General features: G+C 58.0%; 15 protein-coding genes and 2 pseudogenes. 8 read left to right on the top strand and 9 right to left on the bottom strand.

Annotated elements, in window-relative coordinates:
• Positions 1-20 precede the first annotated feature (20 nt).
• The 4 genes from argF to C8029_RS16210 all read right to left on the bottom strand — a co-directional run bounded on the left by argF (position 21) and on the right by C8029_RS16210 (position 4,093).
• Entirely contained in the window at positions 21-947 is a 927-nt protein-coding gene (gene argF, locus C8029_RS16225; RefSeq protein WP_152003299.1) for an ornithine carbamoyltransferase, read from the bottom strand.
• Between the two features lie 19 nt (positions 948-966).
• The gene (locus tag C8029_RS16220; protein ID WP_152003298.1) at positions 967-2,133 is read right to left on the bottom strand and encodes an aspartate aminotransferase family protein; all 1,167 of its coding nucleotides are present in this window, start codon (positions 2,131-2,133) and stop codon (positions 967-969) included.
• Between the two features lie 254 nt (positions 2,134-2,387).
• Entirely contained in the window at positions 2,388-3,218 is an 831-nt protein-coding gene (locus tag C8029_RS16215; protein ID WP_193217670.1) for a trypsin-like serine peptidase, read from the bottom strand.
• Between the two features lie 62 nt (positions 3,219-3,280).
• Complete coding sequence (locus C8029_RS16210) at positions 3,281-4,093, bottom strand: ABC transporter permease (RefSeq protein WP_152003296.1); 813 nt, start codon at positions 4,091-4,093, stop codon at positions 3,281-3,283.
• A gap of 231 nt (positions 4,094-4,324) precedes the next feature.
• Here C8029_RS16210 and C8029_RS16205 point away from each other — a divergent pair, with 231 nt between their 5' ends.
• The 4 genes and pseudogenes from C8029_RS16205 (at position 4,325) to C8029_RS16190 (ending at position 7,671) form a co-directional block, all read left to right on the top strand.
• Complete coding sequence (locus C8029_RS16205; RefSeq protein WP_009573036.1) at positions 4,325-4,915, top strand: GcrA family cell cycle regulator; 591 nt, start codon at positions 4,325-4,327, stop codon at positions 4,913-4,915.
• Between the two features lie 328 nt (positions 4,916-5,243).
• Positions 5,244-6,170, top strand: coding sequence for an ABC transporter ATP-binding protein (locus C8029_RS16200; protein ID WP_009573035.1), 927 nt, complete (start codon positions 5,244-5,246; stop codon positions 6,168-6,170).
• A complete protein-coding gene (locus C8029_RS16195) occupies positions 6,167-6,928 on the top strand; it encodes an ABC transporter permease (RefSeq protein ID WP_009573034.1) in 762 nt (253 codons plus the stop codon). Before C8029_RS16200 ends, C8029_RS16195 begins: the two co-directional genes overlap by 4 nt.
• Positions 6,929-7,096: 168 nt before the next feature.
• Positions 7,097-7,671, top strand: a pseudogene (locus C8029_RS16190) (YceI family protein).
• Positions 7,672-7,729: 58 nt separating this feature from the next.
• On the opposite strand, the gene C8029_RS16185 reads toward C8029_RS16190, so the two are convergent.
• Entirely contained in the window at positions 7,730-8,974 is a 1,245-nt protein-coding gene (locus C8029_RS16185) for a cytochrome b/b6 domain-containing protein (RefSeq protein WP_152003295.1), read from the bottom strand.
• 184 nt (positions 8,975-9,158) lie between these two features.
• A complete protein-coding gene (locus C8029_RS16180; RefSeq protein ID WP_152003294.1) occupies positions 9,159-10,427 on the bottom strand; it encodes an OmpP1/FadL family transporter in 1,269 nt (422 codons plus the stop codon).
• 249 nt (positions 10,428-10,676) lie between these two features.
• On the opposite strand from C8029_RS16180, the pseudogene rimO reads away from it, so the two are divergent.
• The 3 genes and pseudogenes from rimO (at position 10,677) to C8029_RS16165 (ending at position 13,312) form a co-directional block, all read left to right on the top strand.
• Positions 10,677-12,094 (top strand): annotated as a pseudogene (gene rimO, locus C8029_RS16175) (30S ribosomal protein S12 methylthiotransferase RimO).
• Positions 12,073-12,768: a hypothetical protein gene (locus tag C8029_RS16170; RefSeq protein WP_152003293.1), complete on the top strand. Its 696-nt coding sequence runs from the start codon at positions 12,073-12,075 to the stop codon at positions 12,766-12,768. Before rimO ends, C8029_RS16170 begins: the two are co-directional and overlap by 22 nt.
• A 151-nt stretch (positions 12,769-12,919) precedes the next feature.
• Positions 12,920-13,312 carry a rhodanese-like domain-containing protein gene (locus C8029_RS16165; RefSeq protein ID WP_152003292.1) on the top strand — a complete coding sequence of 131 codons (393 nt, stop codon included), beginning with the start codon at positions 12,920-12,922 and terminating at the stop codon, positions 13,310-13,312.
• Positions 13,313-13,319: 7 nt separating this feature from the next.
• Here C8029_RS16165 and C8029_RS16160 read toward each other — a convergent pair whose 3' ends face one another.
• Entirely contained in the window at positions 13,320-13,670 is a 351-nt protein-coding gene (locus C8029_RS16160; protein ID WP_040402715.1) for a YigZ family protein, read from the bottom strand.
• A 165-nt stretch (positions 13,671-13,835) separates the two neighbouring features.
• Between C8029_RS16160 and C8029_RS16155 the strand changes: the two genes are divergently transcribed.
• On the top strand, positions 13,836-14,375 hold the full coding sequence (locus C8029_RS16155) for a DUF4405 domain-containing protein (RefSeq protein ID WP_009573026.1): 540 nt from the start codon (positions 13,836-13,838) through the stop codon (positions 14,373-14,375).
• Between the two features lie 66 nt (positions 14,376-14,441).
• Here the strand turns inward: C8029_RS16155 and C8029_RS16150 are convergent, their stop codons facing one another.
• Complete coding sequence (locus tag C8029_RS16150) at positions 14,442-14,741, bottom strand: DUF6455 family protein (protein ID WP_009573025.1); 300 nt, start codon at positions 14,739-14,741, stop codon at positions 14,442-14,444.
• Between the two features lie 21 nt (positions 14,742-14,762).
• Entirely contained in the window at positions 14,763-15,032 is a 270-nt protein-coding gene (locus tag C8029_RS16145) for a DUF6455 family protein (protein WP_009573024.1), read from the bottom strand.
• Positions 15,033-15,194: the final 162 nt, after the last annotated feature.

Genomic DNA, 15,194 nt, shown 5'->3' with positions numbered 1-15,194 from the left:
TTTGCAAAGCCTGACCTCGGTTAAAACCCGACACACCAGCGCATGATCGCCTTTTGCGCGTGAAGCCGGTTTTCCGCCTCGTCGAAAATCACCGATTGCGGCCCGTCCATCACATTGTTGGTCACCTCATCACCGCGGTGCGCGGGCAGGCAGTGCATGAACAGCGCATCGGGGTTGGCATGTGACATCAGCTTGCGATCGACCCGGTAAGGGCGCAGTTGATTGTGCCGACGCTCCCGCGCCGATTGCGGATCATGCATCGACACCCAGGTGTCGGTGACCACAAGATCGGCACCTTTGACCGCCTCTTCCGCGTCGCGCACGATCTCGATCTTTGACCCTTTGGCGCGCGCCTCTTCGATAAAGCCCATTTCGGGATCAAGCGGCTCTGGCCCGGCGAAGGTGAAATCAAACCCAAACTGACCGGCGGCATGAATGAACGAGGCGCAAACATTGTTGCCATCGCCACACCACACCACCTTTTTACCTTTGATCGGGCCGTTATGTTCCTCGAATGTGAGGATATCGGCCATGATCTGACAGGGATGGGTGCGGTTGGTCAGGCCGTTGATCACCGGGACGGTGGCGTATTCGGCCATCTCCAACAGGGTCTGTTCCTCAAAGGTGCGGATCATGATCATGTCAACATAGCGCGACAAGACGCGAGCGGTGTCGGCGATGGTTTCGCCATGACCCAGTTGCATATCCGCGCCCGAAAGCACCATGGTCTGGCCGCCCATTTGGCGCACACCCACGTCAAAAGACACGCGGGTCCGGGTCGAAGGCTTTTCAAAGATCAGCGCGACCATTTTGTCTTTGAGTGGCAGCTCGGCATCCAGCGCGCCTTTGGGTTGGCCCAAACGCGCCTGTTTGGTGGATTTCGCGCTTGCGATGATCTGATGAAGATCTTTGGCGTCTGTCGTGTGAATATCTAGAAAGTGGTTCATTTTACTATCTTTTCTTATCTCAGAGCGCCTTGGCGGCGGCATCAATCCGCGCCACGGCGTCGGAAATGTCATCGTCGGAAATGTTCAGCGCGGGCAACAGCCGCACCACATTGTCGGCGGCGGGTACGGTCAAAATGCCCGCCTCATAGCCCTTCGCAACCAGATCACCCGGCGCGACTTTGCATTTGAGGCCCAGCATAAGCCCCTGCCCGCGCACGCTTTCAAAAACGTCCGGGTGGGCGGCGACAAGACCTTCGAGCTTTTGACGCATCAGGCTCGCCTTGCGGTTCACCTCGGCCAAAAACGCCGGATCGGACACGATTTCAAGCACTTTGGCTCCAATGGCACAGCCCAAAGGGTTGCCGCCATAGGTCGAGCCATGGGTGCCCGCCGTCATGCCCGACGCAGCCTCTTCGGTGGCCAAAACCGCGCCCAGAGGGAAACCGCCGCCGATGCCTTTGGCAATCATCATGATGTCCGGCGTTACGCCAGCGTATTCATGGGCGAACAATTTACCGGTCCGGGCCACACCGCATTGGACCTCGTCAAAAATCAACAAGATGCCTTTTTCATCGCACAGATCGCGCAGGCCTTTGAGACACTGATCGGGCACAACGCGAATGCCGCCCTCGCCCTGAATCGGTTCGATCATGATCGCCGCGGTTTTGTCAGAGACGGCTGCGGTCAGCGCCTCGTGATCGCCAAAGGGCAGATGCACAAATCCGGGCATCAGTGGCCCAAAACCTTTGACCATTTTCTCAGCGCCCGAGGCGGCGATGGCCCCGGTCGAGCGGCCATGGAAACAGCCGTCAAAGGTGATGATCTCGATCTTATCCGGCTGGCCCTTGGTGTACCAATATTTGCGCGCCATTTTGATCGCCAGTTCGGCGGCCTCGGTGCCCGAGTTGGTAAAGAAACAGGTGTCGGCAAAGGTCAGATCGACCAGCATATCCGCCAGCTTTTCCTGCGCCGGGATTTTATAGAGGTTGGAAACATGCCACAGCGTATCGGCCTGATCCTTGAGGGTCTGCGCCAGGTCCGGGTTGGCATGGCCCAGCGTGTTGACCGCGATCCCCGCGCCCAAGTCCAAAAAGCGTCGTCCATCCGCCTCAATCAGCCAAGAGCCTTCGCCTTTGACGAAAGACAGCGGAGCCCGGTTATAGGTCGGCAAAACGGAAGAGATCATGGGGTTTACCCTTTTGAATGAACAGGCCCCATGGGTGGCGCTATGCCTTGGGGCTGTCAACGGTTTCGGAGTGATTTATGAGGCAGATGCGCCAGTTTGGCGCGAAAATGTGCCGGATTGGGCACGGATGAACGGACGTCAGAGAGGCGTTAGCGTCGACGTCGGGGCGTGGAGATATATGTGGTCGCGGTGTTCATGCGCCGGGTTTTCCGGCAAATCGCCCGCCAAGTCAAAGCAATTCTCATGTGGCAGGTTTATTTCGCGGGCAGGAATTTGGAATTGCCCAAGCTTTGCGTGCCGCCGCCGCCCACAGAAATGCGTTTGGCCACCACGGGTTTGGCCGCAACTTGCGCCGCGCCCAAGGCAATTTGGCGTTTGAGCGCCGCAACCCTGTCACTCAAGGCCATGCCAAACCCGACTTTGCGCCCATCGCGCAGCCCCATGGAGGAGACGACAGAAACAATCGCGGGCCGCACCCCGTCATAGGCAAAGACCGGCGCGCCAGAGGAGCCAAAGGTGATGTCACAATCGAATCTGTAAATATCTTGCGAAAAATCAATCACATGGCATTCGCGCTGAATCGAAAGCGCGTCATTGCGACCCCGCCCGTAAGAGGCGACCATAAGTTCTCCACGGGGTTTCGAGGTTCGGTGAATGGGAAACGGGGCGGCTTGGGCGCGGGCAATCGGCGAGGCCAGTTTGATCAGCGCCACATCGCGGCGAATATTGCCAGCCGTCACGCTATCGGTGATGTCATAGCCGGGCGTCACGGCCACGGCGATTCCGCGCGAGGCGGCGACATAGTCGCCATTGCGCAGCCCGGCGCGAAAGGTGATTTGATCTGCCGCATAGGGGCGGTTTTTGCCATCCACCACACAATGCGCCGCCGTCAGAACCAGATCCGGCGCAATCAACGCGCCGGAACAGGTCGAGCGACGCGCCACATCCAGCCGTCCAACGCCCTCCCAGCCAATCAATTCGGCACGGCGATCGGCGCTGTCCAATTCGCTGGGCAGGCTGTCGGCGGCAAAGGCCGCAAGCGGGACGAGCAGGAACAGAATAACGGCAGAAAGGAAGCGGACCATGGCACACCTAAAAAAGACAATGCCATGGTATATAAATGGTGAATTAGGCCAAAATTTGGCGCTTAGGATTTCAACTTGGTGCCGCGTTTGAACAAGACCCAACAGGTGAAAATCAGTGCCGCCGTCACGACGCCCATCACCACAAGGCCAAGCCATGGCGAGCTGTCCGAACGGCCAATGATGCCAAAACGCACCCCGTCAATCAGGTAAAACACCGGATTGAGATGGGTGATGACGCGGAACCACTGCGGCAGGCTTTCGACCGAATAGAAGGTGCCGGAGAGGAAGGAGAGCGGCGTGATGATGAAATTGGTGATCGCGGCCATTTGGTCGAATTTCTGCGACACGACCCCGGCCAAAATGCCCAAAGCCCCCAAAAACAGCGCCCCCAACGCGATAAAGGCGAGCGCAAAAAACGGATGTGCCAGACCAAGCCCGACAACAAGCGCCATGCCCAACCAGATTGCCACGGCGACGAACAGCCCCCGCGCCAATCCCCCGGCCAGATAGCCCAGGACCAATTCAATCGGCGAGAGCGGCGGCATCAAGGTGTCGACAATGTTGCCCTGAACCTTTGAGATCACAATCGAGGAAGAGGTGTTGGCAAAGGCGTTTTGGATCACGGTCATGGTCAAGATGCCCGGCGCAAGGAAATGCACGAAGGGCACCCCCATGACGTCCCCGCGCGACGGGCCGATGGCGAGGGAGAAAATCGTCAAGAACAGCGCAGCCGTGACCAAAGGCGCCAAAAGCGTTTGGGTCCAGACGGTGGCAAAGCGGCGCACTTCGCGCATCGCCAGTGTGTAAAGGCCAAGCCAATTGACCCGACCAAACCGCCGCACCCCCATTTGCACCTCATTATGTGCCATTTCCATTGCCGCTCTCCCTTGCTATAACCCGTTTTGCCCCAAAGGACGCCGCGTGTGGAAACCCGTATTACGATTTCCGCCCGCGCCCGCTTGTAACCGCAAGCGGTGTGTTTAAAATAGGGGTCAACACGAATTCTCAAGCGGTCCTGCCTGCAAACGGGTTGTGCAGGGGCGCTTTTCGCGGTTTGGCTGAGCCGAAAGGCCACCATATGCCGCAAGACAACCGAAGGAAGCATCATGTCCTGGACCGATGAGCGCGTCGAAACTTTGAAAAAAATGTGGGGGGAGGGTCAATCCGCCTCACAAATCGCCAAGGAGCTTGGCGGTGTGACGCGCAACGCGGTGATCGGCAAGGTCCACCGTTTGGGCCTCTCGAACCGTGCGGGCACGACGGGTGCTGCGGCCAAACCGGCGGCGGCAAGCCCGGCCCCCAAACCCAAACCCGCCCCCAAACCCAAACCCGAACTCAAAACCAAGGCGGACGCGCCTGTGGAAAAAGAGATCGAGCCCGCAGCAGAGCCCGCACCTAAACCGATGAGTGCGGCGCGCCGCCAGATCATTCCGGCGGGGCAGCCCTTGCCGCCACAACCCTCGGCCAATGAAATTCCGGCTGAGGCGCTGGCAAAGGTCAGCGAAGTCGAGAAAAAGGCCAAACGGATTTCCGTGATGGAACTGACCGAGAAAACCTGCAAGTGGCCGATCGGCGATCCGGCAACCGAGGATTTTTGGTTCTGCGGCCTACCTTCTCAGGCGGGTAAACCCTATTGCGAGGCGCATGTGGGCGTGGCGTTTCAACCGATGTCATCGCGCCGAGACCGCCGTCGCTAACGCGACGCAACCTCTTGAAACACGTTATTAAAGCGTCACGCCTTTAACCTGAAACGGGGGAAAGGCCTGACGCTGCCAGACTAATCAATGTTGTGGGCGTTCCGCCATAAGCCCGTGAAATCGGGTTTATGGCGGAACGCTTTAAAGGGCCGTTTTTAACAAGCGGCTCTATATGTTTATGTGGTAAAGGTTGCCCGACTTTTCGACCTGTGCGCGGCGCCCAACGATCATGGCTGTGCATTTTAGACCACCGCACCCTGCCACTCTGCGCGCTTGCTTCACTGAAAACACCCCCTATTTAGAGAGCACCCCAATAAAGAGGACCGACATGGCAGCCATCATCTCCATTCGCGATCTGAAGAAATCCTATGACAACGGCTTTGAAGCGCTCAAAGGCGTGTCTTTAGACATTGAAAAAGGCGAAATCATTGCCCTGCTCGGCCCCAATGGCGCGGGCAAAACCACGCTGATCGGCGCGGTCTGTGGGCTGGTCACGATCTCTTCGGGACAGGCCTTGGTCGGCGGGTTTGACGTGGCCAAAGAGCCGCGTCGCGCCCGCCGTTTGATCGGATTGGTGCCGCAAGAACTGGCGCTCGATCTGTTTGAGACGGTGTGGAATTCGGTGCGGTTTACACGCGGGTTGTTTGGCCTGCCCCGCGACGATGCCCATATCGAAAATGTGCTCAAATCCCTGTCGCTTTGGGATAAAAAAGACAATCAATGCAAAGAGTTGTCTGGCGGGATGAAACGCCGGGTGATGATCGCCAAGGCGCTCAGTCACAATCCCGAAGTGTTGTTTTTGGACGAACCGACGGCAGGCGTTGACGTCAATCTGCGCCGCGACATGTGGAAAGTGGTCGGCGATCTGCGCAACACTGGCGTGACAGTGATTTTGACTACGCATTATATCGAAGAGGCCGAAGAAATGGCCGACCGCGTGGCGGTGATCAACAAAGGGTCGATTCTTTTGGTCGAGGACAAAACCCAGTTGATGCAAAGCTTTGGCCGCAAGGTTTTGACACTGGATTTGGGCGCACCGCTCGCAACTCTGCCCGAAAGCCTCGCCGATTATGATCTGAGCCGCTCCGAAGACGGAAAACAGCTGTCCTATGCCTATGACACCCGCGAGGCGCGCACCGGGATCACCCGGTTGATCACCGATCTGGCCGCCGAGGGCATTCATGTGCGCGATCTCGACAGCACAAAAAGCAGCCTTGAGGATGTGTTCCTTGATCTGGTGGAGGAAAAGGCATGAACTGGCGCGCGATTGGTGCAATTTACCGCTTTGAAATGACGCGGTTTTTCCGCACCATCTATCAATCCATTCTCAGCCCGGTTCTGTCCACCGTGCTCTATTTCGTGGTCTTTGGCGCGGCCATCGGCGGGCGGATCGACACGGTCGAAGGCATCGCTTATGGCGCTTTTATCGTCCCCGGCCTGGTGATGTTGTCGGTGCTACAACAATCCATTGCCAACGCCTCTTTCGGCATTTATTTCCCGAAATTCACCGGCACGATCTTTGAACTTTTCTCTGCCCCCGTGTCATTTTTCGAAATCGTCATGGGTTTTGTCGGCGCGGCAGCGACCAAGAGCCTGTTCGTGGCGGTGCTGATCATCGCCACTTCCTTTGTCTTTGTCGATCTCCACATCGTCCATCCAATCTGGGCCATGGTGTTTTTGATTCTGACGGCGCTGAGTTTCTCGCTTTTGGGCTTTATCTTGGGCATCTGGGCGAAAAGTTTTGAACAGCTCAACATCGTGCCAATGTTGGTGGTCACGCCTTTGGTCTTCCTCGGCGGCGCGTTTTATTCCGCCGCGATGTTGCCGGGGATTTGGCAGGTCGTGGTGAAATTCAATCCGGTTCTGTACCTGATCTCAGGCTTCCGCTGGGCGTTTTTTGACGTCGCAGATGTGCCTGTGACCCTCTCCTTGGCGGCGATCACGGTGTTTTTGGCACTCTGCCTTGCGGTGATCGGGTGGATTTTCAAAACCGGATGGCGGCTTAAATCCTAAATTCAGCGGGCAGTTGGTTGGTATTTGCACAGCTATCCGCAAATACCCGCCGATGATCGTTCGTCTGTGCACAAATTCTGTTTGACCCTGTGGAATTGTGTAAACTCCACGGGCGCTTAGATTTGTTGCATCGCAACACAAACAACCCCTTATCAAAGAGAGTTTCGTATGAAATCTATCCTGTTGTCCTCCGCCCTGATCCTTGGCCTTGGCGCTGCGGCTTCCGCAGAGCCGGTGAAATACGTGCTCGACGCCTCGCACAGCCAAATCGTGTTCACCTATGAGCACTTGGGCTTTTCGACCACCACCGGCGTGTTTTCGGGCTTTGACGGCGAAATCATGTTTGACGCCGCAGACGCCGCCGCCTCCTCTGTCACCGTCGCCTTCCCGACCGACAGCCTTTACACCGGTTGGGCCGAACGCACTGCGCACTTCCTGACCGACGATTTCTTTGGCGCAGAGGCCAACCCGACGATTTCCTTCACCTCCACCGGCATCGAAGTGACCGGCGAAACCGAAGGCAAAATCACCGGCGATCTGACCATCAACGGCATCACCAAATCGGTGGTTTTGGATGCGGAAATGACCCAGATGGGCGATCACCCGATGGCCGGCAAACCTTGGGTTGCTTTGACGCCGAGACCTCCGTGCTGCGCTCCGACTTCGACATGGGCATGTACACGCCCTATATCTCTGACGAGGTTCAGATCGAAATTTCCATCGAGGCGATGCAGGCTGAATAAGCCCCCTCCCGACGCCACAGACATAAAGAAGGCCGCTGGATCACTCCAGCGGCCTTTTCTATTGCGCCGAAACGCCCCGCTCAGGCGCACGGGTCGCGGTCAGACTGACATCCACGGTGACAGAATAGCCCACGGTTGATTCGTCCGCATACCCCGCGCCCATGCCGAAATCACGGCGATCCAAGGTGGCTTGTCCTGCCATCGTCGCCGTATCCCCTGCAAGATCCAGGGTGAAATCGAGCGTCACAGGCACTGTTTGCCCGACCAAGGTCAGCATGCCCGCCACCTGATGGTCTGGCCCAGCCCCCGTGCGGGTGATCGGACCGGCAAAGGTGGCGGAGGCATAGGTCGCGGTGTTGAAAAACTCCGGCCCCTGCGCCTGTGCGGTGACCGACCCAAGAGTGAGCGAGGTCGTGTCGATGGTCACCGACACCTCCCCCGTGCCCGCGCCCGGGTCATAGGCAATGGCGGCGGACCAAGTGGCAAAGCGGCCCTCGACACCCGCCCCCATTTGCATGACGGTGATCCCCAGACTGCCCTCTTGTACGGTCCAAGCGGGCAGGTCAGAGGTGGGAACTGCGGCGGTTGCGACGGGCGCGCTGGTCGGCATTTGTGCGGCTTCGGCTTCCGGCATCGGCGGCTTCGGCCCAAAGACCGCAAAGCCAATCACCCCAGCCCAAAGCACGATCGCAACCAGCGGCGGCACGGCATGGGGCGTGGTGGCCCTTTGACCCGGCGTTCCGGCATCGCGCCCCTGGAGCATCCGCGCCAAAACACCATCGCGTTCGAACACCGCATGTTTGAGCGCCCCCGCGATGTGCAGACCAACGGTCAGGTAGATCACCAAAGCCGACAGCCCATGCACCGCGCCCGCCGTCTGGGCAAGGGTTTCGGATTTAACGACGAAAGGCAGGTTTTGGCCAAAGGGCCAAAGGATCGGCGCAAAGCCACTTTCCGCCGAATGCAGCACCCAACCGGACAGCGGCATGACGATGATCGCACCATAAAGCGCCCAATGGATGACCTCGGCCAAAAGCGTCTCAGCCCGGCGCGCAGGATGCACCGGCACCGGGCGCGGCTGGGTCAGCGCCCAAAGGATGCGCAACACGGCGAGAAACAGAACACTGACGCCGATGGTTTTATGTACGGAATAGAGAGTTTTAAGGAACTCGGCCGTGTCCGCCGTGCGCGGAGTATTTTCGCCGATCAGGCCCAGCGCCAGATCGGTCAGGATCAAAAGCGCGATGACCCAGTGAAACAGACGGGCGATCAGCCCGTAGCGAGTGTCGGTGTTGGCCAGCATTGTGAAACCTTACGTTGGGGAGGGAACGTTTGGTCCACTCTACGCCAAGCGGCGCATCAAGGCACCCGATTTGGCCGCACAGAATTTGTGCGGGGACGCGCGAGTGGAGCCTGCATAACGCAGCCCCATGACGCAGCAAAAAGGGCGCCCCAACGGACGCCCTTCTCTCGGGGTGTGGCAAAAATCAGAAGGTGCGAGTCCAGCCGATCGAAGCGGAGATTTGGCTCATGTTCAAATCAACCGTGCCGCCCGTTGGTCCCAATGGGGTCATTTCCGGGCCGGAGACGGTGTTTTCCGGTACATAAGAGAGCGAAAAATCAATCCGGTCGCGTGCATTTATCTGACGCGATCCGCCAACCGTAAAATGATCTTCGACCACACCGGGAGCCAGGATGCCAAAGGTCACATCATCCGCGCCCACCGGGTTCGCCGCATGGGCATAGCCCACACGCCATGTCATATCCGGCGAGGCCTTCCATTCCGCTCCCAAACGGATCACCTCGACATCCTCCCAACCAAAACCCGCGCCGCCATCGGCACCAAGCGCGCCTGAGGACATGGGATTGGCCACGGCGGGCGCATCGGAGTAAAAGATTTTCTGGTAATCCAGCAGCAAGGCCAGATCAGAGGTCGGTTGATACGCCAGACCAATGGTGACCGAGGGCGGGATGTCAAAATCGCCCCCGCCCTCAAACAGCCCGGCGTATTTATCAAACTCGGACATATTGAATTTCGTTTGCGCCGAAAGACCGAGGGTCAGTTGATCACTCAGCTCATATTGCAGACCAACGCGCAGGCCGAGGCCGGTGGAATAATCATAGCCATTGTCGGTGAGCGCGGTTGGATCGACGGAAATGCCGGAAAACGCCGCCAGCCCTTTGGCCTCAAACGCCTGCACTGCCAAAGTCGGTGCGATGCCATAAGACAGCCGCCCGAGTTTTTGCGCATAGGTGACCGAGACAAAAAGCTGAGTCAGATCCACCCCCGAAGCCCCGCCGCAAAACACCCCCGTACCGCCGCCACAATTGGCATTGGGCACAGCATCATAGCTTGTGTTCATTCCGCCATTGCCATAGGCGGCAAAGTTGACCACCGCGCCGTTCGACAACGGCAGGTTATAGGCGGCGTTGGGGACGGGGAAAAACGATTTGCCGCTGTCGATGGTGCCGGAGGGGACAAAGCCCGTGCTGTCACCCGTAAATCCACGGCTTGGCGAAAATGCCTGAAGGCCAAGGCTCATTTCCCGGCCCACATTGGCGACACTCGCCGGGTTGATCGCGCCGGACATGGCGTCTTGAGAATAGGCCACCCCGGCGCCCCCAACACCGCGTTGGGCGGGGCCATAGCCCAGCGCAAAATAACCTTCGGTCGCGCTGGCGGTTTGGGGCAAAGCGCCAGCCATCAGGCACAGCACGACGGGTCCCGCAAAACGGGTTTGATCTTTGACGAACATTCTTTCCCTCCATTGTTTTCGGGGATGCGACCGCACTCCTCCTTGCGGCGTGATCGCGCCCGAATTCGCGTCACGCGAACATCCCGCGACGCTGTGCATATTATTTATGGGATCACAGTGCCGTGATCTCCATAAACTTATGCGAATATTTATAACCATGCGACAAAATTTTCCGCCGCGTAGCAGCGCAAGGCACGCCGCAACGCAACAGGGCTTTTCCGATCATCCCGTTCGGAGTATATCGCGAGGATGAGTCAGAACCCGCCCAACCTCCGCCCCGATCTTGCGCCCAAAGCGCAGTTTGACACTGTCGCTCGCCCCGAGGACCGCAATGGCCAGCCCACGATTGGGATGGTCTCTTTGGGCTGCCCCAAAGCCTTGGTCGACAGCGAACGCATCCTGACGCGCCTGCGCGCCGAAGGCTATCAAATCAGCGCCGATTATGCCGGGGCCGATGCGGTCATCGTGAACACTTGCGGGTTCCTGGATTCGGCGAAAGCGAGAGTTTGGAGGCCATCGGCGAGGCCTTGCAGGAAAACGGCAAGGTCATCGTCACCGGCTGTTTGGGGGCTGAGCCCGACTACATCACCGGGGTCCACCCGAAAGTTTTGGCGGTCACCGGTCCGCATCAATATGAGCAGGTTTTGGATGCCGTCCACGGCGCCGTGCCGCCCTCCCCCGATCCGTTCATCGACCTTCTGCCCGCCTCTGGTGTCAGCCTGACCCCGCGTCATTTCAGCTATCTGAAAATTTCCGAAGGCTGCAACCACGCCTGCAAATTCTGCATCATCCCGGACATGCGCGGCAAATTGGCCTCGCGTCCGGTTCATGCGGTGTTGCGCGAGGCGGAAAAACTGGTCGAGGCAGGTGTCAAAGAACTCTTGGTGATCTCGCAAGACACTTCTGCCTATGGCTTGGATCGTCGCTATTCGACCCATCCGTGGAAAGACCGCGAGGTGCGCAGCCACATCACCGATCTGGCGCGCGAGTTGGGCCAATTGGCCTCCGCCGATGAGCTTTGGGTCCGGCTACATTACGTCTACCCCTACCCGCATGTGCGCGAGTTGATCCCTTTGATGGCGGATGCGGGCAACGCGGTGCTGCCCTACCTCGACATCCCGTTCCAACACGGCCACCCGGATGTTTTGAAACGCATGGCGCGGCCTGCGGCCTCGGCCAAGGTTCTGGACGAAATCGCCGCCTGGCGCGGCATGTGCCCGGACATCACCCTGCGCTCGACGTTCATCGTCGGCTACCCCGGCGAGACCGAGGCGGAGTTTGAATATCTGCTGGATTGGTTGGACGAGGCGCAATTGGACCGGGTCGGATGTTTTCAATACGAAAACGTCGCGGGGGCGCGCTCGAACGCCCTGCCCGATCATGTGGCCCCCGAGGTCAAACAAGAGCGCTGGGACCGGTTCATGGAACGCGCCCAAGCGATTTCCGAGGCCAAATTGACGGCCAAAGTCGGGCAGCGGATGCAGGTCATCGTGGACGACATCGACGAAGACGGCATCGCCACCTGCCGCACCAAGGCCGACGCGCCGGAGATTGACGGCAACCTGTTTATTGACGCGAGGACTGAGGGGCTGAGTGTTGGGGATTTGGTGACTGTGGAGGTGGATGAGGCCGGGGAGTATGATTTGTGGGCGAAAATGATAAAGTAGACCTAAACCCTTCCTTTCTCGGTTTTGCGACTGCATTTGAGAATGCTCTCGAAGAACAAAGAGCAGAAATCGCAAAGGGCTTTGAAGCGCGCAACAAACTTCTCAATTCGGCTCATACCGCTTTATTCGCATGCATCGCATCGGTTCACTCAAGAGACGACCGAGAATTCCCCCTTAACAAAGCTACCGAAAAAGCTCACCGCTTTGCCATCCACGCAGCTACAATTCAGGGCATTCACCTAATCAAAGCGGCCATTGCGACAGCTAGTTACGCTCAAGCAGCCTCCTTAATTCGACAAGAAATAGAAGCTGTTGAAGCATGCAGAGGGTTGCGTCAAGAGAAGCAGAAAGAAGGCTACACTCCTCGCGTAAAGGCACTACGACACTTGGGCGCTGATTACGGTCGATTAAGCGAAATTGCACACTATTCGAAATCGAAAATCTTGTTGGACTTTACAGATGCACTTGGATCTGGAGTAGATCACAAACTGAATGAAAATTTAGAAAAGCGCCTGATGGGTCTCCACATTGTAGCGCTGCTTGGAATTTGCCTAGACGCTGCGGAACTCCGCCCCTTCTCGAATGAAGAAATGATGTCGCCAGATGAACATGCATGGCTTACATCGGTTTGTGGCATACTCGCAGATCATGGCATATTGTCGCCAAGCGCCTGACCCGAGGGTGGGCGTGTCAGCGCCCGCCCTGTGGGGCGGGGCAGGCGCTGAGCGATGACTGCGTCATCGCTTGGTGCGAACTGGGAGCGACCACGACACCTTGACCTCACTCCCTCTGATCGGTTGAAGTCTCCCCAAACGGAGGACCCCCATGCTCAAAAACTACAAAGACCTGCTCGGCGCGGCGCTGGCGATGATTGAGACGATCCCGACAGAAGAGGCGATCAAGCTCGTCAAAGACGACTCCATCGTGTTTGTCGATCTCAGAGACCGCCGCGAGTTGGAGCGCGAGGGTCGCATTCCCGGCGCGTTTCATTGTCCGCGGGGCATGTTGGAATTCTGGATTGACCCCGAAAGCCCCTACCACAAACCGATTTTTGCCGAGGGCAAGAAATACGTGTTTTACTGCGCCTCGGCGTGGCGGTCTGCCTTGGCGACGAAAACCTGTGTCGAGATGGGGTTGGAGCCGGTGGCGCATGTCGGCGGCGGGTTTACGGCGTGGAAATTGCACGGCGGGCCTGTCGAAGAGGTCGAAAAGCACTAAGACACTCTCAAAGCCGGTCCAAATAATAGCGCACCGCATCCTGGACATGGCGAAACCGATCGCCGCCCAAATGTTTGCCGCCATACCAACGGGTGACGACGATGAGGTGATCGGTCAGGCCTTCACGTTCCAACATCCGCAGGATCACCATTCCCGCGCCGCTTTCGCCGTCATCGTTTTTGACGGGCGTGCCATCCGCGAGCAAAAGTCCCCATGTGTTGTGGGTGGCCTTGGCGAATTTCTTTTGCTTGCAGAGGGTCTTGATCAGGACCTTTGCGGCCTCCGCGTTGGCACAGGGCGCGCCTGAGACGGCGTATTTGGAGCCGCGATCCGAGATGATGCCATCGAAAATCTGCATAGGCCCGGTATAAATCCCCCGCGCGCCGGGCACCACAGCAATCCGACCCCGCCAAGCCGGGGTCATATCAACGACAGCGTGAAAATTCATGATATTATGGCGGGGCTTCGCGACGGATTGGCACGCCTGTCGCGTAAAATGTGAAAGCACCGTAAAGGAAAGACCATGTCCACCCTCCGTAAATTCGCCACACCGCTGACCATCGGTACATTTTTGATCGTCGGGATCACCGGCACGTTTTGGTATTTCCATATCGTCACCGATTTGGGACGCTGGCTACATGAGATCATCGGATTGGCGATGATGGCCGTGGTGGTCTTTCATGTGGTGCTGAACTGGCGACCGTTTAAACTCTATTTCAAACGCCCGATTGCCTTGGTTTTGATTTTGGCCAGCGTGGCAGTCACCGGCTACGCCTTTGTAGGCGTGGGCGAGACCGAAGGCGCAGGCGGGCCGCCAAACTTTGCCGCGTTCTCGGCGTTTTCGGATGAAAGCCTGACCACGCTGGGGCCGATCTTTGACACCACAGGTGAGATTTTGGTCACGCGCTTGACCGATGCAGGCTATAGCGGCGTCTCCCCCACCTCCACCATCGCGGATGTGGCGGGCAGCAATGTCCGCGCGCAGATGACCGCGTTTTCGGCGCTGGCGGTTGATGGGTCGGGCTTTGGCGGCCAAGCCCGCGGCGCCGCAGCACGCGATTGATGTTGTCACCATCAATCATGCGAAAGGGGCCGATCTGGCCCCTTTTTGCTGCGTCGAAAGACCCGGTCAATTCGCGCTGATCTGGCCCTGAACCGCACGCACATAGTGGAGTTCTTGCGTGTTCAGGCAGTACTCGGGCGGTAAAACTTGCGGCCCCTGATGGTCCAAAAGCCAAATGATACACGCGTCATGTTGAGTGCAATCACCGCATCGGCTCACCATATCAGACAGTTCTTGCAGTGAAATGTCGCCCGAGGCCGCCGCACGTTCGACATCGGCACCAAGGCGCTCGGCCATCCCATGCATCAGGCAGGCGTTGCCCGGACGTGGGTATGTCAGTTGAAAGGGGGCTGTCTGTGACATCATTCGTCCTCCATAGGGCTTGGGTTACCGTACCGCGAGGCGTTCAAGATCGGCTTTATTGCGGCAATAGCCCGGAGCCTGTCGTGCGGTCGTTTCCATCTCTGCATGGGCGTCGAGAAATTTGACGCAGAGATCGGGGCAGGTGCAGCTCAGGCAGCGATAAACGCGGTTATGGCCTTCGACCTCTGTCGGTCCTTCGCCACGCTGCGCGATCTCGGTCAAATCCACGCCTAACGTTTCCGCCATCCGATCCACCAAAAGAGCATGCGTGTCATAGTGTCCAAATTTGGTCATAGCGGCCTCCGATCCACGGTTGAGATGCGTTAAATATCCGCAGCAAACCAACCACGAGGCGGCGCACAGACTCTTTGATCCGTGTCAAAAACGGGGGCTGAGGGCCGCTATCGCCGGGATTGCCGCAAACATGCATAAAATTAAGGCGCTCATTGCCGATTT

It is taken from the genome of Roseobacter sp. TSBP12 (genome assembly GCF_009129705.1).
Taxonomy (GTDB): domain Bacteria; phylum Pseudomonadota; class Alphaproteobacteria; order Rhodobacterales; family Rhodobacteraceae; genus Celeribacter; species Celeribacter baekdonensis_A.
This window is presented reverse-complemented; position numbering and strand designations above follow the sequence as displayed.